Origin of the sequence: Asticcacaulis sp. MM231 (assembly GCF_964186625.1) — a bacterium.
Lineage (GTDB): Bacteria > Pseudomonadota > Alphaproteobacteria > Caulobacterales > Caulobacteraceae > Asticcacaulis.
In genome coordinates this window covers 933940-952365 of record NZ_OZ075108.1, presented here as the reverse complement: position 1 = coordinate 952365, position 18426 = coordinate 933940, and the positions used below count along the sequence as shown (strand labels likewise).

At 58.2% G+C, this 18426-nt stretch carries 22 protein-coding genes and 1 other RNA gene; 5 read left to right on the top strand and 18 right to left on the bottom strand.

Annotation, left to right across the window (positions count from 1 at the left end):
* Positions 1 to 24: 24 nt before the first annotated feature.
* From ABQ278_RS04550 to ABQ278_RS04520, 7 genes are all read right to left on the bottom strand, one after another.
* The gene (locus ABQ278_RS04550; RefSeq protein ID WP_349321415.1) at positions 25 to 1974 is read right to left on the bottom strand and encodes a transposase domain-containing protein; all 1950 of its coding nucleotides are present in this window, start codon (positions 1972 to 1974) and stop codon (positions 25 to 27) included.
* A gap of 101 nt (positions 1975 to 2075) precedes the next feature.
* Positions 2076 to 2405 (bottom strand): hypothetical protein, encoded by a 330-nt coding sequence (locus tag ABQ278_RS04545; protein WP_349321414.1) that lies wholly within the window; start codon positions 2403 to 2405, stop codon positions 2076 to 2078.
* Positions 2402 to 2875, bottom strand: coding sequence for a hypothetical protein (locus tag ABQ278_RS04540; protein WP_349321413.1), 474 nt, complete (start codon positions 2873 to 2875; stop codon positions 2402 to 2404). Before ABQ278_RS04540 ends, ABQ278_RS04545 begins: the two co-directional genes overlap by 4 nt.
* Positions 2868 to 3251, bottom strand: coding sequence for a helix-turn-helix domain-containing protein (locus ABQ278_RS04535; protein WP_349321412.1), 384 nt, complete (start codon positions 3249 to 3251; stop codon positions 2868 to 2870). The genes ABQ278_RS04540 and ABQ278_RS04535 overlap by 8 nt, the downstream gene beginning before the upstream one ends.
* Positions 3251 to 4300 carry a DNA-binding domain-containing protein gene (locus ABQ278_RS04530; protein WP_349321411.1) on the bottom strand — a complete coding sequence of 350 codons (1050 nt, stop codon included), beginning with the start codon at positions 4298 to 4300 and terminating at the stop codon, positions 3251 to 3253. Before ABQ278_RS04530 ends, ABQ278_RS04535 begins: the two co-directional genes overlap by 1 nt.
* Before the next feature lie 82 nt (positions 4301 to 4382).
* Positions 4383 to 5411: a ParB/RepB/Spo0J family partition protein gene (locus tag ABQ278_RS04525; protein ID WP_349321410.1), complete on the bottom strand. Its 1029-nt coding sequence runs from the start codon at positions 5409 to 5411 to the stop codon at positions 4383 to 4385.
* 2 nt (positions 5412 to 5413) lie between these two features.
* Positions 5414 to 5710, bottom strand: coding sequence for a hypothetical protein (locus ABQ278_RS04520; protein WP_349321409.1), 297 nt, complete (start codon positions 5708 to 5710; stop codon positions 5414 to 5416).
* On the opposite strand from ABQ278_RS04520, the gene ABQ278_RS04515 reads away from it, so the two are divergent.
* From ABQ278_RS04515 to ABQ278_RS04505, 3 genes are all read left to right on the top strand, one after another.
* Complete coding sequence (locus ABQ278_RS04515) at positions 5696 to 6421, top strand: S24 family peptidase (protein WP_349321408.1); 726 nt, start codon at positions 5696 to 5698, stop codon at positions 6419 to 6421. The two genes, ABQ278_RS04520 and ABQ278_RS04515, sit on opposite strands and share 15 nt — an antisense overlap.
* A gap of 422 nt (positions 6422 to 6843) precedes the next feature.
* On the top strand, positions 6844 to 7629 hold the full coding sequence (locus ABQ278_RS04510; protein ID WP_349321407.1) for a DUF4352 domain-containing protein: 786 nt from the start codon (positions 6844 to 6846) through the stop codon (positions 7627 to 7629).
* Between the two features lie 58 nt (positions 7630 to 7687).
* Complete coding sequence (locus ABQ278_RS04505; RefSeq protein WP_349321406.1) at positions 7688 to 8242, top strand: hypothetical protein; 555 nt, start codon at positions 7688 to 7690, stop codon at positions 8240 to 8242.
* Positions 8243 to 8885: 643 nt separating this feature from the next.
* Here the strand turns inward: ABQ278_RS04505 and rnpB are convergent.
* The 6 genes from rnpB to ABQ278_RS04475 form a co-directional block, all read right to left on the bottom strand.
* An RNA gene (gene rnpB / locus ABQ278_RS04500) (RNase P RNA component class A) lies at positions 8886 to 9268 on the bottom strand.
* Between the two features lie 110 nt (positions 9269 to 9378).
* Positions 9379 to 9738 (bottom strand): hypothetical protein, encoded by a 360-nt coding sequence (locus ABQ278_RS04495; protein WP_349321405.1) that lies wholly within the window; start codon positions 9736 to 9738, stop codon positions 9379 to 9381.
* Positions 9739 to 9790: 52 nt separating this feature from the next.
* Positions 9791 to 10255, bottom strand: coding sequence for a L,D-transpeptidase family protein (locus ABQ278_RS04490; protein WP_349321404.1), 465 nt, complete (start codon positions 10253 to 10255; stop codon positions 9791 to 9793).
* Positions 10255 to 11004, bottom strand: coding sequence for an N-acetylmuramoyl-L-alanine amidase (locus ABQ278_RS04485; protein ID WP_349321403.1), 750 nt, complete (start codon positions 11002 to 11004; stop codon positions 10255 to 10257). The genes ABQ278_RS04490 and ABQ278_RS04485 overlap by 1 nt, the downstream gene beginning before the upstream one ends.
* A 93-nt stretch (positions 11005 to 11097) precedes the next feature.
* Complete coding sequence (locus ABQ278_RS04480; protein ID WP_349321402.1) at positions 11098 to 11415, bottom strand: hypothetical protein; 318 nt, start codon at positions 11413 to 11415, stop codon at positions 11098 to 11100.
* Positions 11416 to 11601: 186 nt separating this feature from the next.
* Positions 11602 to 12282, bottom strand: coding sequence for a TerB family tellurite resistance protein (locus ABQ278_RS04475; protein WP_349321401.1), 681 nt, complete (start codon positions 12280 to 12282; stop codon positions 11602 to 11604).
* Positions 12283 to 12507: 225 nt separating this feature from the next.
* On the opposite strand from ABQ278_RS04475, the gene ABQ278_RS04470 reads away from it, so the two are divergent.
* Both ABQ278_RS04470 and ABQ278_RS04465 read left to right on the top strand, forming a co-directional pair.
* On the top strand, positions 12508 to 13407 hold the full coding sequence (locus ABQ278_RS04470; RefSeq protein WP_349321400.1) for a hypothetical protein: 900 nt from the start codon (positions 12508 to 12510) through the stop codon (positions 13405 to 13407).
* 146 nt (positions 13408 to 13553) lie between these two features.
* Positions 13554 to 13739, top strand: coding sequence for a hypothetical protein (locus ABQ278_RS04465; RefSeq protein WP_349321399.1), 186 nt, complete (start codon positions 13554 to 13556; stop codon positions 13737 to 13739).
* Here ABQ278_RS04465 and ABQ278_RS04460 read toward each other — a convergent pair whose 3' ends face one another.
* From ABQ278_RS04460 to ABQ278_RS04440, 5 genes are all read right to left on the bottom strand, one after another.
* Positions 13740 to 14024, bottom strand: coding sequence for a type II toxin-antitoxin system RelE/ParE family toxin (locus ABQ278_RS04460; RefSeq protein ID WP_349321398.1), 285 nt, complete (start codon positions 14022 to 14024; stop codon positions 13740 to 13742).
* A complete protein-coding gene (locus ABQ278_RS04455; protein ID WP_349321397.1) occupies positions 14021 to 14254 on the bottom strand; it encodes a ribbon-helix-helix domain-containing protein in 234 nt (77 codons plus the stop codon). The genes ABQ278_RS04460 and ABQ278_RS04455 overlap by 4 nt, the downstream gene beginning before the upstream one ends.
* 68 nt (positions 14255 to 14322) lie before the next feature.
* Positions 14323 to 16983 carry a methionine synthase gene (gene metH / locus ABQ278_RS04450; protein WP_349321396.1) on the bottom strand — a complete coding sequence of 887 codons (2661 nt, stop codon included), beginning with the start codon at positions 16981 to 16983 and terminating at the stop codon, positions 14323 to 14325.
* Positions 16980 to 17372 (bottom strand): DUF4259 domain-containing protein, encoded by a 393-nt coding sequence (locus ABQ278_RS04445; protein ID WP_349321395.1) that lies wholly within the window; start codon positions 17370 to 17372, stop codon positions 16980 to 16982. Before ABQ278_RS04445 ends, metH begins: the two co-directional genes overlap by 4 nt.
* A complete protein-coding gene (locus ABQ278_RS04440) occupies positions 17372 to 18361 on the bottom strand; it encodes an ATP-grasp domain-containing protein (RefSeq protein WP_349321394.1) in 990 nt (329 codons plus the stop codon). Before ABQ278_RS04440 ends, ABQ278_RS04445 begins: the two co-directional genes overlap by 1 nt.
* Between the last annotated feature and the right edge of the window lie 65 nt (positions 18362 to 18426).

The following is an 18426-nucleotide window of genomic DNA, read 5'->3' as shown; positions in this document are numbered from 1 at the left end:
GGAGGTGCAAGCTCCCGCGCCCTTTTAGTTTGGCCGTTCTGGCTCTTGGTTTGGGCTAAGCCCACCATCAACAATCGAAAATCGGTGACGCTTCTGGGGTTCCGGCATCTGATCGATGGCGTTCCTGAAGGCGTTCATGACCAAAGCCTGGTCATTCTGGGCAACATCTGGCGCAAGCCGGCGCACGGCATTGCCGCGCGACCGGACGGGTCGGATGATGGGGGTTTCCGGCGCCGGGCCATCCTCAGTATCGAGGGGCATCATGGCGGCCAGGTCAGCAACGCTGATGAGGTTTTGAAGGCGCGTGGCTTCGCGCGTGGCTTTCAGCAGACCGGCGCCGAGCTTGGCGCGATCTTTGGCGGCATCCACATCGTAGAAGCCGACGGCCGCCTGGATCGGAGCCTCACAGACATATTCGCCGGTGGCCTTGTAGATGTAGACCGTCTTCATCAGGTCATCCGGGTCGAAGCGGACGGCGACCATCTGTCCTGCCAGGTCATACAAGGCCGGGGCATAATAGGTGTTGCCATAGAGCTGAACCGCACCTGTCTTGCGGTTCGCCCTGACGTGGTCGGCAGTCAGCAACGCCAGGCGAAGCTGCTCGTCCGTGGCACGGCCGATGGCGCTGACCTTGTAAGAGGCAAAGAAGGCATCATCGAACGATCCGCCTTGGGCGGCTTCAGTGCGGCGCCCCTGCTTGGCGTTGTAAACTTCCATGCCCTTGGCGATCAGCGCCTCAAAAACATCGAGATCGATGGCGCGCTCGGCGTAGTTTTCCGGCTTGGCCATAGGGTTCTTGCCCGTATAGGCGCCCTCGCATAGCGGATGCTTGCTGATAACCTCTTCAAGCGTACCAAACGAGCGCTCAATCGGCTTGGCCTGGCCATGTGCCGGCGTCGCCCAGTGGGTGACAATACCGAGTGCGGTGAGCAGACCCGTCGGGTCGCTGTCCTTGATCTTGAAGCGGAAGCGCGTCTTGGCGCCACCGGTAATCCATTTCGAGGCGAAGGCGCGGCCGTTATCGGACGTCACATGCTTTGGAATGCCCCATTTTTTGAACAGGTCTCCAAAGGTCAGGCGCGTCAGGGTGGAGGTTTCGGCCTCACCCGTGCGCCATGCCAGCATTTTGCGGCTGTAAAGGTCCTGCATGGCGATGGTCATGGGGCGTGCGATGCGCTCTGGCAGACCGTTCTTGGCCGGGAAGCGCACAAACACATCCCACTTGTGGCCGTCGATATTGATGGCCTCCATGGCGTGAAGCCCCAAAATGGTGCGCTTCTGAGACGGTATGGTCTCCTGTAACGCCTTGGTACCTTCACGCATGAACACGATGACGCTGGCGGGCACCTCGGCTTCCAGACGGCGCTGGAGCGTCTTGCATGTCGGAAGAATGAAGCCGGCCTTTTTGGCGCTCTCTTCCAGTCGAGCATAGCAACCCGCATAGGTCGGGGCCGACTTGCGCAGGAAATCCGTCTTGAATTGCTGCCAAAGGGCCTCGTCGATGCCCTTTTTAAGGCCGCCACCCACCCGGCGTGGCGCAAGCGCTGGCAGGCGATCCTGTGCGGCGATGCCGGTCACCAATTGGCGCCAGTTCCAGATGGTGGCGGGGCTGACCTCATACTGCTTGGCGGCTTCGGCCACGGCATTGTTGGCGCCGAACCCGGCCTTCTCCGCCAGCTCGATGCGCTGGAGGATCATCAGGCGGCGCTGGGCTTCTGCCTTGGTCTTATCGGATTGCTGGTCGTACCAAGTCCAGTTCTTGCCGACCGGCGCCACCGCCTCAACCGCGTCATTAACGGGGGCGTAAGAGGCCGCTAAGAGGCCTCTATTGACCAGTTCCGTGATGGCTGATTGGGGCAAAATGCTGAAATGGAACTCCAGACCGCCGCCACGACCGGCGCGCGGCCGTGCCAGCGCCATCCCAGCGCGATCGCACTTCTCAGACCATTTCAGCTCTTTGACCAGGTCAACCATGCGGTTGCGCTTCGAAGACAAACCCGGAAGGTCCAGGTCAGCCAGCTCACCGGTCGAAAACCATACTTTTTCAGGCTCGCCAGCCCGTATTGCCAACTGCACTATGCGGCCCTCCCGGTGAAAGTCTTGACAATATCGCGCTGAAGGACTGCCAGAGCGGCCAGTATCGAGCGCTCGACGTCGAGATCTGCGTCTGAAGGCAGCTCGTTGAGGGCATCTTCGATCAGGTCGCCCCGGTTCTGCATGGCCTGGACCATAGAACTGAGGAACATGACGGCGCGAACGACGCGGATTTCTTCGGCGGCACTGAGACCTTCGTCGATCTCGCCTTCGATATGATCGATCAGGCCGCCTTCCGTCATTTCGACGGTCAGGTCGATGCGGATCGGCGCCGTTATGGTGCGGGTGTAGACTTTGCAGGTCTGGCTCATCGTCTGCCCTTCGTGATCAGGGGCGCGCTGCGCTTCAGCACGGCGATTTCTTCGGCCAAAATCTTCATCTGGCGTTCTTTATGGCCGAGTTGGGCCGTCAGGATTTCCTGACCCACCAGAACAGTCGCGCCGATCTCGCGCAGGAGGCCGTTGAGGATGCCGTAGCCACCTGTGACGGCTGTCAGGGCCAGCAGACGCCCGGCGCTGATGTTGTGCCCCTCGCGGGCTTCACTGGCATAGGCGTCAAGCATGGCCTTGGTGACGGTGTCGTCGAGAACTTCAGACACGTTGATGGCCACCTCATGCCGGCCGAGACCGGATTGCAGGATCATCAGCGCGACCGCCGAGGCCACGCGCTTGTCGATACCGGCCAGCGCACCTTCCCGATCGGCAGGTGGTGTCGGGCTCGGCAGCTCGAAGGCGAAGAAATCTCCCTGGTCAGGATGGAAGGCGGGCTTGCGCTTACCCATGTGCACCCCCGGTCAACTGCATCATGATCTGCCGCTCGGTGAAGCCGGAAGCCAGAGCCTCAGAAGCTTTATCGACGTTTGCTTTGAACAGCGGTTGCTTGGCGCGTAGTACAATCTGGCGGGCCTGACGGCGCAAAGCCGACTCCGCCTGGATTTCTTCCTTGAGGCTGGTCGCCTTCGCTGCCTGCGCCTTCGACATACTTTCCAGCGACCGCGCGGCATAGCTCGCATAACGGCGCGCCAGGGCGCTCTGCGGGTCTTGAGGCACGTGCTTATAAAGCGTCGAAAGCGCGATGCCGTATTTGGATGCAGCCATGCTTACTGGCATACCGCCAATGATTTCCGCGACTGCTGATTGGATGATGGTGACGGCCATTATGAACGATCATCCCCGTGGCGTGTCAGCCGGTCGCGTGTACCTGGCGGAATGAGGATAGTGGCCGGGTGGCTTAGGGGGTCGGCGTCGCGTTTGAAATGGTACCAGGCGTAATCCGTGGCACCGGACTTCTTGCTGATGCGACCGAGCGCGATTGGCACGCGCTCACAAAAGACATACATCGCCTCCAGATGGTCACGCATCAATTCGTACCTTATGGCGGGTGTCAGGAAGGCAAGGCGGCCAAACACAAACACGTCGTTTGCAAGGGTCAAAGCCTTAGCAATGAACTTGTCCGCGATGGTGGGTTCGCCAGGGCGATCTTCGTCAAGCGAGAACGGCGGGTTCATGAACACCGCATCAAAGGGTAAAACGTCGGCGTCGGCTGGATACTCGGCTGTCAGGAAATCCTGAACCGCATAGCCCATGCCATGATCATGAATGTCTGAAGCGGTAACATTGAAACCAAACTCGCGCACCACATCGACCATATGGCAACGTCCGGCACATGGATCGAGAGCAAACACTTCGCCAACAACGTCGGCAAAGAGATCGTCCGGCAATGTTGTGATCAGCGCCCGCGTCGCCCAGGGCGGCGTGGGGAAGTAATTCAGCTTCTTGTAAAGGGCGCGCAACGCCTTTTCTTCCGGCGTCATTTCGACGAGCACGAGCTGATCCGTTTCCTTTTTGAAGCGGTTCTTACCCTGCTGTGTATGGAGGTTGTGGCGCCCCGTCAGGAGGCTGCCCGGCTTGGGATATTTCACCTCGATACCGTCCAATTCCAGATCGCGCTGCTGATATTCAGCCAGGCGCGCGAGGTCAGGCATTGCTTGGCTGCGCTCTGCCCCCATACGCATCTCAAGATGGAGCTGTAGGCGGCGGCGCAGGGTTTCCTTTGATGGCGCGACCATGCCGTTGCTCTCTGCCATCGCCTCAAGGCGGGCGTAGCACGCGGCGAAAGTCGGTGCGCCAGGTCTGAAATAATCCGCCTTGAACGCGTCCCAGAGCGGGTCCGCTTGGGTTAGCGTCGGCGTTTCACGGCTGGTCATACGACTACCGCCACGACAAGGCCGATAAACAGGCCGACGAAGATAACAAGCTGGCAAAGGGTATCAGTACGCTGGTCACGGGTCATTCGGCAGCTCCTCTGATGATGTCTTCGAGATCGACCACATTGGTCGGCCGGTCAGTGACCGGGGCCGCGACGGCGGCGGGCTTGTCGGAGGCGATCAAGGCACTTTCCTTGGCAAACCGCTCATCTAGGTTCTTGTAGAAATAAAGATCGACGCCCTTGGGCAGCACGTTGGAAAGCACCCGCAGGGCCTCCATTTGCTCGGCGCGGCCCATGCGGTTGAAGGTGTCCTGGAAAGTCTTCAGGCGCTTCTTGGCGGCGTCGATCACCGGGGCCCCGCGCATCATCGCCTGCGCGGCGTTGATGTCCTTGGCGCCACCCTCCATTAAGGTTACCGCCCTGATCTGGTCCGACGGCTCCATTTTGGCGAGTGCGCGGAGTGCTGCTGCATTCGTGCCGATCGGGAGCTTGCGCACGCGCTCTGTAAGGGAGGCAGGCAGGCCCGCCACACTCAGGTGACGAGAAACAGAACTGCGGTGCAGACCTAATCGTCCGGCGATGATTTCTTGAAGACCATATGATTTGTGCACGATGCACAGATCATCATCTAACTGTTTTTTCTTAGCATTCTTGCCGTCACGCGCATTTGCCACGCGACCATCCTGATCATCCAGGATGCCAAGACGAAGCTTTTCAGTTTTGATTAGTTCCTGAACAAAGCGCGCCTCGTCGAGTGGACTAAGTTTCGCACGAAAGAAGTTTTCGGCGACCTCGCGGCTACGGCGCTCTAATGCATTGGCTGAGCGAACGACACAGGCAATATGCGTCCAGCCAGCCAAGATGGCAGCGTCAATACGATGGCCTCCGAAGCCCAGCTTGTAAGGCTTACCGCTCTTTTGATTGACCAGCCTGCAAACCTCAATCGCTTGAAGCTGACCATCCACAGCATACGATGCTGCAATACCTTGAACCCAATCTGGATCGGAAGGACGCAGGCGCTCAGAATGATCAATGTCGGCGATCGCCAACATCTCGATAATTTCAGCTTTTGGAGAAAGGTCAGGCGCAATTTTATTGAGAGAAGTCATGTCTATTTCGCCCCCTCATTTAGACGGTGCGAATCCGATTTTTCGGACGTATAGTTAGACAAACTCAGCCGATTGGCCCGCTTCACGGATTTTACAATGATACTGACATCAATGCCCACGGCTGATGCGAGAGCTTCAATAGTGCGCCCTGTCGTCGTGCGCCCCCTCAACACATCGAATGTAGAACCACGTGGCAAGTCGTACCGCTTTTCGAACGCCGTCATATTGGTTTCTGCGATACGCAGTAACGCTTTGATCTCTTCAGGATGCGGGATGCGCGCCATATGACCGACAATCATGTTATTAAATCCGATAACTCGGATCAGAACACGAAAACATCGGACAGTAAAGATGCGAAGACCCTAAAAAGGGAATTTGGCGCTCGACTATTTGATTTAATTCAGGAAAATAATATGTCGCAGGCGGAATTATCCGCCAAATCTCGCATCGCAACCTCCAAAATATCGGATTACGTGAGGGGCAATTTCATGCCGTCGGCCGAATTGGTGGTTGAGTTGTCGGATGCGTTGGGCGTCCGCCCGCAGTGGCTTGTGCTAGGCCGAGGCGAAAAGAAGGAAAGTGGACAAGAAATCTCGGATATCTTGTCCGTTCCTGTCCTCAATATCCGACTAGCGGCTGGCGCTGGCGCTTGGAATTCCGAGACGATGGTTCGCGGCCAGATGCTATTCGATAAAGAGCTGCTCGGCCGTCTTGGTCGAACAAATGTCGAAGGTCTTTTTGTCGCTAATTGCGATGGCGATTCCATGGAACCGCTTATGTCAGATGGCGCACCGGTACTGATCGACGGTAGCGACACTCGAATAAGGGAGGGTATATTTGCGTTCCGCCTCGGCGAAACTTTGCGCATCAAACGCTTACGGCCGGTCGGCTGGAAAGGGATCGAGATGATCTCTGAAAACCCGATCTACCCACCAGAGCGGATTGAGCATGATGACTTCGAACATTTCGAGATCATCGGTAAGGCTATTTGGGCGGGCACCACACTCTGACACCACGCCCAGGGCGGCTTACTCTCCCATATCAATTCGGAACCTCATATCGCCGCCACAGCCCATCCGCTTGCATTTTTCGGTCTTGTCTAAGGTGTCTACGGTCGCAAGCGGACTAACATCCGCCTTCAAAAAGCATCCCACCGATTGCGTACGCTCTGTCCCACAGTCGCCACAGGTCCCGATGATGAGAACATGGTCCGCCATTCGTCTTAGCGGTAAATAGTACCCGACTTCTTTTTTAGCAGTTCCTTTATTTTCCAATGTGTTGCACACGAATTTCGACACATTACTCATTGATGCACTCCCAGCTAGTAACGCCTAATGTTCCCTATTTGTTCCCATTAAATGAGGCGTGTCAACAGAGTTGTGTAATTAAACTTAACCGCTATCATGGCGAGAATTTTTTAGGAGGGGACTTCATGACTGACAATATTCTGAGACTGACTACACTGAAGGGCCATAGCGTCGTTATCGACGGCACAAAGGCCCCAATGAAGGTGGTTGTCACCACTGACACAGGCACTCACAACTTTACCCTGGTCGCCGTCCGCAATAGCCCCGAACTCGGCGACTATCTGGAGGCCCTGCCTAACAGCTCTATACAGATCAGCGCTGATGATGCCGCAAAGGTGAAGGCATTGCTGGCCTCCGCCCCAAAGAAGAAAAGCGCAATGCCCTTTATATTGGGAGGCATTGGTGTCCTCGTCGTCCTGGCCGCGATTGGCGCGATGTCACCAAGCACAACACCCGATGCGCAGCAGGCAGTATCAAATGTTCCTGCGGCTGACACCGCCCCGGTTATTGGCAAAACCGCCATCACAAAAAACGTCGAGGTAACGGTCACTAAGGCGCTAATCCGCGAGACGGTTGGTGGCGACAACCAGTATCTTCAGGAAAGCGCCGCCGAGGGCGGTGTTCTGGTTGTGGTTGAATACAAGATTAAGAACATCAGCGCCAAGCCGATCAAAAGCTTCGAGCAGCCTCGTTTAAAACTGATCGACGAGGCCGGCACAGAATACAATCCGGATAGCGGCAAGTCTGCCAGCTATGCGTCAGAGGTCGATCTGAACCGGAAGATGATGAGCGACCTCAATCCAGACATATCGGTGCTCGATGCCGATGTCTTCGAGGTCTCAAAGACAAAATTCAATCCGGCCACCTGGTATGCCGTGACAGAGGATGGCACGAAGATCAGCCTGCAATAATCCGGTCAGTTCGATTTGGTCAGTTACAACAAGCCACGCTGGCGAAATGGGAGGACCTATGAAGAGATTTTTTTGTTTAGCTCTTGCTTCAATTTTGGCTGGCTGCTCACCTCAACAGCAAGCGGAAGAGCCCTTTTCAAGCGCTGCTGCTTCATATTCTTCACAGTCCCCCTTGCCTTCAGTCGAAGTACCTGGAGCGACGATTGACGCCAGCTTTTACAGAACAATGGATAGAAGAATTGAGCTCGTGTCTGTTGATGGATCTAGGGGCTTTGTTTTGGTCGACATGATTCCAGGCGATCTGGGCGGCATCAAGGAGGCGGCAACGACAATACGATGGGTTTCCACCGCCATGAAGTATGACAAAACACAGTTCGTAAAAGTGAAAAAAATTACGTTCCGTTTTTTTGACGGCGACAATAAGGATTTGGGCGAGTTGGATGTCGATGGTCAGGCGCTTCGAAAAGGCGATGATAAAAGCATGAACTTCGCGGCGGCGGTCGAATACGTCACTGAAGTGCGCCTAACACAACTTGGCCATCAAAAAGCAGCGGAGTTCTGTTCCGAGAGGGGCGCGGAAGCACCGCACTTCTGTCAATTGGCCGGTCAATAGGCTGCGAAATTTTTCCGGTCAGTTCGATCTGGTCAGATACAACAAGCCCCGCTGGCGATCCGTCAGCGGGGCTTTGTTTTTATTGGCTTTATGAAACTGACCAGAAAAATTCAAACTGACCAGACCTAAAGGTCAGTTCCGCATGATGAAGGCGAGCCCGGCTCGGCCGGCGCCGAGGCGATGAACCGCCCGCCCCATAAACAACCCGCCCCATGGAACCCTTATTAAGGCGGGCTAAGGCGCGTTCTAAGGGCCTTTTAAAGCGCGCCTAAGACGATCCTCCGCCAGATCAGGCCAAACCCGCTCAAATGCGCCCCATGCGCCGCAAACCATGTCTAAACGGCCCGCGACTTTAGACATTGATTTTGATCGCCCCGCCAGGACGCATCTTGCCAAAAACCCAATTTTTACAACGGCCCGTCCCGCGATATCCCGTCTGATCTCGGATTATCCCACACCAAATGGCACTTTAATCAGTCCTGTCCCCTTACAACTCTACGCTACTGGGGGCACTGGACATAGGTTACGCCACAACTGTTCAGGCAGACGCACATGACGTCCCCGTGGCGATGAGACACCAAAGGTTGTAAGCCCGTAGGCTTAATGCGATCTTAAGGTTGGGGATGGGCTTTTAAGGCACAGGCGGGCCAGATGACCTGTAAGCCGGGTTCTGTTCAGGGATTGCTCCCCTTGGCGATCATTCCTCTTGGCCGCCCATTGCTGGACGGCTCACGCAACCTACCCGAACGGTCTGGGGCGGTAATGCCCTGCTTTTGTCGCCAAAAGCGCGCCGTTCCTATTTGGTCTTGCTCCGGACGAGGCTTGCCATGCCGTCTCCGTTACCGGACACGCGGTGCGCTCTTACCGCACCCTTTCACCCTTGCCCTGACGGATCAGGGCGGTCTGCTCTCTGTGGCGCTATCTCTGGGGTCACCCCCGGCGGGCGTTACCCGCCGTCCTATTACCGTGGAGCCCGGACTTTCCTCAAGGCAGGTTTCCCCGCCCCGCGATCACCCGGTCATCTGGCCCGCAGGCCTTTTGCGCGTAAATATCCAGGAAATCAAGCTTGAGATGTGTCACTCCAAGTATTGAAGATACCTCGCAAAAGCTCGGGCGCAGGGTGGTGCTTGCCTAAACTACGTTTTGGCGGGCTCAACCAGCGCACCAATCACCACCGCCAACCAGCCCAGAATGGCGATCGTGCCGCCGATCGGTGCCAGACCGGGAATGACGACACCAGCAAGGGAATGGATCAGGATTTCGAGCGCGAAGACGCCGCTACCGGTCAGGAGCAGGGCCAAAGGCAGGGCGCGCCGCCAACCGGTGATCAGGACAGTGCTCAAAAGGCCAACCACCGCCGCAGCGTGAAACAACAGAAACTGCCCGCCGACGGCCAGATTGCCGGTCTGGGGCGGATGCGAGCCGGCCGCCAGCATGATCACGCCGGTCAGGCCCCACAGGCCGGCGATCGCCAGAATGATACGTTGTCCGGTCATAATCTTGTCCTCATGGCTTGATCTCGATAGGCGTACCGTTGGCCACCATCGCTCATAAGGCCTCAATCTCGGCATTGCTGATAGCGATGCAGCCGGCGGTCCAGTCATAGGGGATTTTGAGCTTGCCCGGCAAGGCGCCGTTTGGCTGGTCATGAATAAAGATATCACCGCCGGGCGAAACGCCACGCGCCTTCGCCTGAGCACGATCCGCCGCATTGGGATAGGAAACCCTTAAGGACAAATGATAGGCACTGGTCTTGTTGCGGCCGGATATCCGATAAAGGCCCTCTGGCGTCCTGCCATCGCCCTCTTCCGATTTGTGCCCCCTGGGGCTTGGTCCCAGGGCAATATGGAAAGTTTTGAGCGCGCGCCCGGCAGCATCATAGGCCACCATGCGACGCTCCGATTTCCACACGACAATGCGGGCAACCGTCTGAGGCTGAGTCTGAGCCTGCGCTTGTCCCGCAAGGAGCAACCACGCCGCCGGCAATGCCAGAATCTGCCGCTTGCTAAACATCAGACATCCAGCAAGGTCATATGGCGCAGCAGCGCCATCAACGTCACGCGCAGTTTGGCGTCGGCACGGCCTTCGAGATCTGTGCCGATCTGTTCGGGCAGCCAGTGGCGCTGGAAGGCTGTGACGATGGTGGCGGTCTCGACGTCATAAGGTCCTCCGGCCAGAATATTATAGCCCAGCTTGCCGAGCGCTGATTGTAGCGAGAAAACGCCCAGTCCGGTTTCGCCCATTCCCAGAGGCGGCCCCATCGCGCCCTCGGGCGGCATATCCGGCGTCACCCACAGGCCATGGCCGTGCTCGGCCAGCACCTGCCACGGGAAGCGCTCACCCGGATCAGCTTTACGCGCCGGCGCGACGTCGGAATGACCAAGGATACGCCAGTCGGGAATATCCCAGCGCTCGCGGATGCCATCGAGCAGGCCGATGACCGCATCGATCTGTGTTTGCGGAAAGTCACGATAGCCGAACTCATGGCCGGGATTGACGATCTCGATGCCGATGGAGGCGCCGTTGATATCGGTCTCGTCCTTCCAGAAGCCGACGCCGGCATGCCAGGCGCGCCGTTCTTCGGCCACCAGCCTGTAGATCGAGCCATCCTCTTCGACCGCGTAATGCGCCGAAACCTTCGCTTCGGGATCGCACAGACGGGCGATGGCCTCAGGCCCGCTCGTCATGCCGGTATAGTGCAGCACCACCATGTCCGGCGGGCCCTTGCGTTCATTGAAATTGGGTGATGGCTGTTCGATCATGGGCCTGTCTTAGCGGCATTTTCATCGATTGGACAAATAAAAACGCCGCCATCTTGCGACAGCGGCGTTTTCGAATATCGCGGAAAGACGGGTTTAGTAGACCGTCCAGGTCGAACCATCCTTGCGGGCTTCATAGACGCCCTTGCCGTCATCGGTATTGACGCGCACCTTGGACGGCTTGCGGCGGATCAGCGCCATGGCGCCCATCAGGCTGACCACGACAGCGCCGATCACGGCCACCGACGCGGCGAAGACGGCCAGAAGCGCAACCACGCCCAAAACAGCCAGACCGGCGACGGCCATGCCCATGGCATAGACGATGCGGGCGATCAGGTTCTTGCGGCGGAGCTGACCCCAGGGCTTGTAGGCGCCGGAAGCAAAACTGGCAAAAGACATGTCACGCTTGGTCATCAACTTGATACCTCTAAACGATGGAGACAATACGCGCCTCGCATTAACAGATTGGCATGAATACGTCCCGCGTCAACCTCTGCCACCAGTTGAGGGGATAAATTTTAATAACATTTTAAGACAGAAACCGCGCATTTAAGCGGAAATCATGCCTTCGGAAGACAAAAACTCCGTAAAATTAAGCCGTTAGGCCAGCGCACTCCGTTCCTTCACAATCTGGTCATAAGCCGAATTAATCAGGGCGGTTTTCTGCGTATAAAGCGCTTCAAAGTCGATCGGCAGGCCGCGCGCGCGGATTCTGTCCGGGTGGAAATCGTTGAGGCGCGAACGACGCGCCAGACGGATATCATCGTCCGAGGCATCCGGCATGAGCCCCAGAATGTAGTAGGGATCATCATCACTCAAAGGCACGTAACCGGCGCGCACGCGGCGATAGGCGGCCGTCTTGATGCCGAAAAGATCGGCCACCGTTTCGAGATAGACTTCTTCCTGATGGCTCAGGCGACCATCGGATACGGCGATATGAAACAGGCCTTCGAGCACATCCTCAAGGATTTGCGGGCAACTCGCATAACGCTTGGCCAGACGGCGGGCGTAGGATTCAAAGCCGAGGCTGGTCTGGCGCGCCAGATCATAGAGACGCATCACGTCGCGGCGCGCCTTGTCGTCCGGCTGGAACACATGCAGGAAAGCGGTCTGCTCGACCTCATGCGCCAGGCCATCGGCCATGGCCAGCTTGGCGCCAAGCGCCGTTACCGCCGTGGCGAACGCCGGGTCAGCGCCCGGAGGCCCCTTGGGGCATTCGGTGCATTCCGCGGCGTCGAAACGCCCAACGGCCAGTTGCGCCAGATTTTTCCAGAACGACATTTCTACTCAAAAAAGACGGGTTCAGCGATATAGTTAGGCGTCAATCGTAGCCGAATTACGGCGCAATGTGTTCTTAAGTTTTGGTAAGGCGCTCAAAAAAACATCACACATGGCGATTTTATGCCTTACTTGCTGTATAGATTGCCTTAACCGCAGAAGACATGTGCGCTTTTGCCGCAATATTCCCCAGGGGCGCCTGACGCCTTATGAAGCCCGGAGCTTACCTTGCACCTGCTGAGATCTTCTGTTCTACGCGCCTCCCTTCTGTCTCTGGGCGTTTGCGCCTTTGCCCTGCCGGCGGCTGTACCGGCTGACGCCGCCAAGTCGCGCGCCGCAGCGATCAAGAAGAGCCCAGCCAAGGTCAAGCCCGCCACACCCGCAGCCGATAAGGCGGCGATCACTGGCCGCAATGCCGATGGCAGCCTGCATTCGCCAACCCTCGAAGATGCGCCCAAGGACGACTTCCTGCGCGTCGCCTGGTGCCATGGCATCCTCTCCGGCAATATGGACATGGCCGAACGGGTCGATTCCATCATGCCCATCGACGATCAGATCCAGACCATCGGCCTCTCCTACCTGCGCGCCTATGAGGCGGCCCTGACCCTGTCCGGCAAGGGCAAGGACGCCGCCCAGCACAAGAAGGCCGAAGACGTGCGCGACTACGGTTATAACGAATGGGCCGCCGCCCGGGCTGCGCCGACACCGGAAGCGGCTTACGCCTACGCCAACTGGCAATTGCCGGGCGATTGCGAGCACGCCGCTGTCCGCCTGTCCGGTCACCCCAACCTGTTTGCCGAAATGGCGACCGACAAGGAATTGGATGCCATCGAACTGGCGCTCAAGTCGGGCGGACCGCACGACTACGCCGAAAAGCCCAAACCCGTCCTGACCGCGCAAGCCGCGCCGGTAGATGGTGACGGTCCGGTGGCCAGCAACACCCTGGGCCGCCGCGTCAATGCCGCCACCACCCTGCCCGTCCTGCCGACCGCCGTCAGCGACGAACCGGCAGACCGCGAAACCACCCTGCCCGCTGGCACCGTGCCCAACCCTAACCACGTCGAAAAACGCAAGTGGTCGGAGGGGCTCGGCTATCGTCTCGGCTGGAGCGACAAGCCCAAACAATAGCCTTCAAGCCGGCCTATGTTACCGCAAGACCTTGATATTGCAGCGCAAACCGCATTAACCACATCTTAATCGCCTGTGGATAGACTGCAGCTTGTAAGTGTAGAGTTTTGGGAGTTTAACAGTCTGCGGTAGAAAGCCGGTTTATCATGAGCTCGATCGAAGCCTTAAGTGCGTGTACCTCGCCTCTCCAGACCGCTATCATCTTCAATCCGACCCGACCGGAATATTACCGCGCCGACGAATTGAAAGCCGCCAAGGCTGAGAAGGCCGCTGCCGACCCGGCGGTCACCATCACGCTTTCGGATCAGGCGCAGGCGAAACTGAAACGCTGATCAGCGATCTTCGCGCATATGCCAGATGCACAGAATGACGATCGTATCGCCCGTAATTTCGTAGCGGACTTCATAGTCATCCACCAGTAACCGGCGCACATCTCTCGGACTGTGAATATCGATGATATGTCCTATACGCGGATGGTCTGGTAATTTACGAATCGACGCCACAAGATTCTGAACAATTCGTGCTGCAGCGCGTGGATTGACATCCTTCAGGAAATCATAGAGGCGAACCAGATCACGCTGTGAAACCGATAGCCAACGGATGTGCATGGCCGTCATTCGAGACCTGCCACCCACGTCTCAATAACGTCGTGTTCGACTAAATCTCCCTCATCTGCTGCTTTCAAGGCTTCCAATGTCATCTGGTGGCGCCGCTCTTCCAGACTAATCCAGTTTTGCAGCGCCTGCTTGACGATCCAGCCGCGTGGACGCTCCAGGCGCTCGGCGGCGGCATCGATCTGCTCGGCAAGTTCAACCGGGATATGGGCAGTGACAGTGCGTGTTGACATGACGAAATCTCCAGGGACAGCCTTAATATCCACCCGTCATCAATTTTCGTCAATCTGATTAAATCTGATTACGGCACGTAGTTCAGGATCGGACTGAGCCAGCGCTCGGCCTCATCGACTTGCCAGCCCTTGCGACGGGCATAGTCCGCCACCTGATCCTTCTCGATCTTGCCGACGCCGAAATAGTGCGCCTTGGGATGCGCGAAATACATGCCCGAAACCGAGGCCGGTGGCGTCATGGCCAGCGATTCCGTCAGCTCCATGCCGGTGCGGGCGCGGGCGTCGAGCAGATCAAACAGCGGCCACTTCTCGGTGTGATCCGGCTGGGCGGGATAGCCCGGCGCCGGACGGATACCGAGATATTTCTCACCAATCAGTTCCTCGACCGACAGGGTTTCATCGGCGGCATAACCCCACAGTTCGCGGCGCACCTTCTTGTGCAGCGCCTCAGCAAAGGCTTCGGCCAGACGATCGGCCAGGGCGGTGGCCAAAATGGCGTTATAGTCGTCGCCCGCCGCCTTGAACTTGTGGGCAATCTCCATCTCGCCATGACCGGCGGTGACGGCAAAGCCGCCGATCCAGTCGGGCGTACCTTTCGGCGCGATAAAATCCGACAGCGCCGTATTGCTCTGGTCGGCGCGCGGCTTCTTCATCTGCTGGCGCAGGGTCTGGAAACGCGCCAGCACCTCGGTGCGGCTCTCGTCGGTGTAGAGCTCGATATCGTCGTCATCGGTGGCGTTGGCCGGCCAGAAACCGACGACGCCTGAGGCCGTGAACCACTTCTCTTCCAGAATCTGCGCCAGCATCTTTTGCGCGTCCTTGAAGAGATCGGTGGCCGCTTCGCCGACGATTTCGTCCTCAAGAATGGCCGGATACTTGCCGGCCAGTTCCCAGGTGGCGAAGAAGGGCGTCCAGTCGATATGGTCGGCCAGATCTTGCAGATCGTAAGGGCTGAAGGTCTTCAGACCGAGGAAAGACGGCGCCACCGGCGGCTCGGCAGCGAAATCGATCCTGAATTTGTTGGCACGCGCCTCAGACAGAGACGAACGCGGCGCTGAATTGCCCTTGCCATAGGCTTCGCGCACCTTGATGTATTCGGCCTTGGTGCTGTCCACGAAGCTGTCGCGGTCGGTTTCCGAGAGCAGTTGCGACACCACGCCGACCGCGCGCGACGCATCGAGCACATAAACCACTTGATTGTTCTTGTAGCCCGGCTCGATCTTGACCGCCGTGTGCGTCTTCGAGGTCGTGGCGCCGCCGATCAAAAGCGGGATGTTAAAGCCGGTGCGCTGCATTTCACGCGCCACAAACACCATCTCATCGAGCGAAGGCGTGATGAGGCCGGAAAGCCCGATCATATCGACGCCATGTTCCTTCGCTTCCGCCAGAATCCGGTCGCATGGCACCATGACGCCGAGGTCGATGACCTCGTAATTGTTACATTGCAGCACGACGCCGACGATGTTCTTGCCGATATCGTGGACATCGCCCTTGACCGTTGCCATCAGCACCTTGCCGGCCGCCTGATAGGTGCCACCGGCGGCGACATGCGCTTCCTTTTCAGCCTCCATATAGGGCATGAGATAGGCCACGGACTGTTTCATCACGCGCGCCGATTTCACCACCTGCGGCAGGAACATCTTGCCGGCGCCAAACAGGTCACCGACCACGTTCATGCCGGCCATCAGCGGGCCTTCGATGACGTGCAGCGGGCGCTCGGCCTGTTGCCGCGCTTCCTCGGTATCCTGATCGATATATTCGGTGATGCCATTGACCAGCGCATGCTTCAGCCGCTCTTCTACCGAGCCTTCGCGCCACACCAGATTGACCACCCTGGCCTCGGCCTTGTCGCCCTTGTACTTCGGCGCCAGATCGACCAGCCATTCGGTATTGCTGACATTGTGGCGCTGGGGGCGATTGAGGATAACGTCCTCGACCGCCTCGCGCAGTTCCGGCTCGATGCTGTCATAGACCGGCAGGTCACCGGCATTGACAATGCCCATATCCATGCCGGCGGCGATGGCGTGGTAAAGGAAAACGCCGTGGATGGCGCGCCTGACCGGCTCATTGCCACGGAACGAGAACGATACGTTCGACACGCCGCCGGATACCCGCGCATAGGGCAGGGTCTGCTTGATGGCGCGTGTGCCTTCGATGAAATCGACGGCGTAGTTGTTGTGCTCATCGATCCCCGTCGCCACGGCAAAGATATTGGGGTCGAAGATGATATCTTCCGGCGGGAAGCCGACCTCATCAACCAAGACGCGGTACGCCTTGGTGCAGATTTCGATCTTGCGTTCGGCGGTATCGGCCTGACCAATCTCGTCGAAGGCCATGACCACGACGGCGGCGCCGTATTTCAGGCACAGGCGCGCCTGTTCCTTGAACTTGTCGATCCCTTCCTTCATCGAGATCGAATTGACGATCGGCTTGCCCTGCACGCATTTCAGGCCGGCCTCGATCACCTCCCACTTGGATGAGTTGATCATCACCGGCACGCGGGCGATATCAGGCTCCGCCGCCATCAGGTTCAGGAAGGTGCGCATGGCCACTTCGGAATCAAGCAACCCCTCGTCCATATTGACGTCGATGACCTGAGCGCCGGCCTCGACCTGCTGGCGCGCCACATCGAGCGCCGCGGTATAGTTGCCCTCGACGATCAGCTTCTTGAACTTGGCGGAACCGGTGACGTTGGTGCGCTCGCCGATATTGATAAAGGTAGGGGTCAATTCAAAGCCTCATCGATGGCGGCGATTGTGCCCAGCCATGTGTTGTAGGAACCACTATCGAGATAGAGTTCGCGGATTTCGGAATCGCCCGTGCTCAGGCGCTTCAAAGCGATTTTGGCCACGGCGGCCAGATCTTCGGGTGGCGCCCCCATGGCCTCCAGCGTCATATGGATATCCTGCGCCGACACGTCGCTCTTGCCGAGCGCCACGGTGAGCAAGGCCGCCGCCGCGCAACCGCGTGCGCCTTCGGGCAATTCGACATAGTCCTCATTGGCCATGACATCCGCAAAGGCCAGCCGGACCATCTCCCATGACGGCGCCGCCTCCAGCTCCATCAGGAAGTCGGCGGCGTCATCATTGTCGAACGGTCCGCTGGCCCATGACGCCATTATTTTCCGACCCTCTTCACCGCCAGATCGATCTGGCCCTGCAAAAAGTCGATAAACTCGATGCCCTGCGCCTTGAGCGATTTTGGATAGAGCGACGCTTTGGTCAGGCCCGGCAGGGTGTTGGTCTCCAGATAGACCGGTCCCTTGTCCGAGATGATGAAGTCCGAGCGCGAATACCCCCGGCAGGACATCGCCTTGTGCGCCTTGACCGCCAGACGTTGCAGTTCTGCGTTGATCTCGGGTGCGAAACGCGCCGGGCAGATTTCCTGCGTCGTCGATTTGAGATACTTGCCGGCGTAATCGAAGGCGCCGTCACCCGGCACGATCTCGACCGGCGGCAGGGCGATGATCGAGCCATCAGCCTGTTCCAGCACGCCGCAGGTTGCTTCCGGGCCGGAAATGAAGGGCTCGATCAGATAGGCCATGCTGGCGGATTCACGCCGCACCGCCGCGATATCCTGAGACGAATTGACGTAGATCAGGCCGTAGCTCGATCCTTCCGACGCCGGCTTGGCGATCAGGCGGCCATAGTGCGACAGCGCCTCATCGGCCTCATCCAGCGTGACGGTAGACGGCGAATAGACCCCCGCCAGACCGGCGAACAGCTTGGCCGCCGTCTTGTCGAACGCCAGGTGCGAAGCCGCCGAACCGGAGCCGGTGAAGGGCACGTTGCGCGCCTCGGCCAGCACCTGAAACTGGCCGTTTTCGGCTGTGCCGCCATGCAGGCCCAGCACCAGAACGCGGTCCTCGGCGGCCGCCTTATCGAGCGCTTCAGCTATTGCGCCCAGACGCGCGCCATCGGCCTTGAAAGCCTCCTCGAAAGGCTTGTCATGACCGAGCAGCGCGGCTTGCGAGGTTTCAGACACCGTGCCGTCGAGGTCCCAGAACCACAGGTCCGCCTCAGGCAGAGCCTGAGTGAGGGCCTGTGCCGAAGCGACGGAGACAAGACGTTCGCGGCTGGTGCCGCCAAAAAGGATAGTGGTGTGCATAGATCAGGTCTCAAAAACAATGTCAGCCTTTTACGGCTTGAAGAAGCTCAATGCCGCTAAAGCCC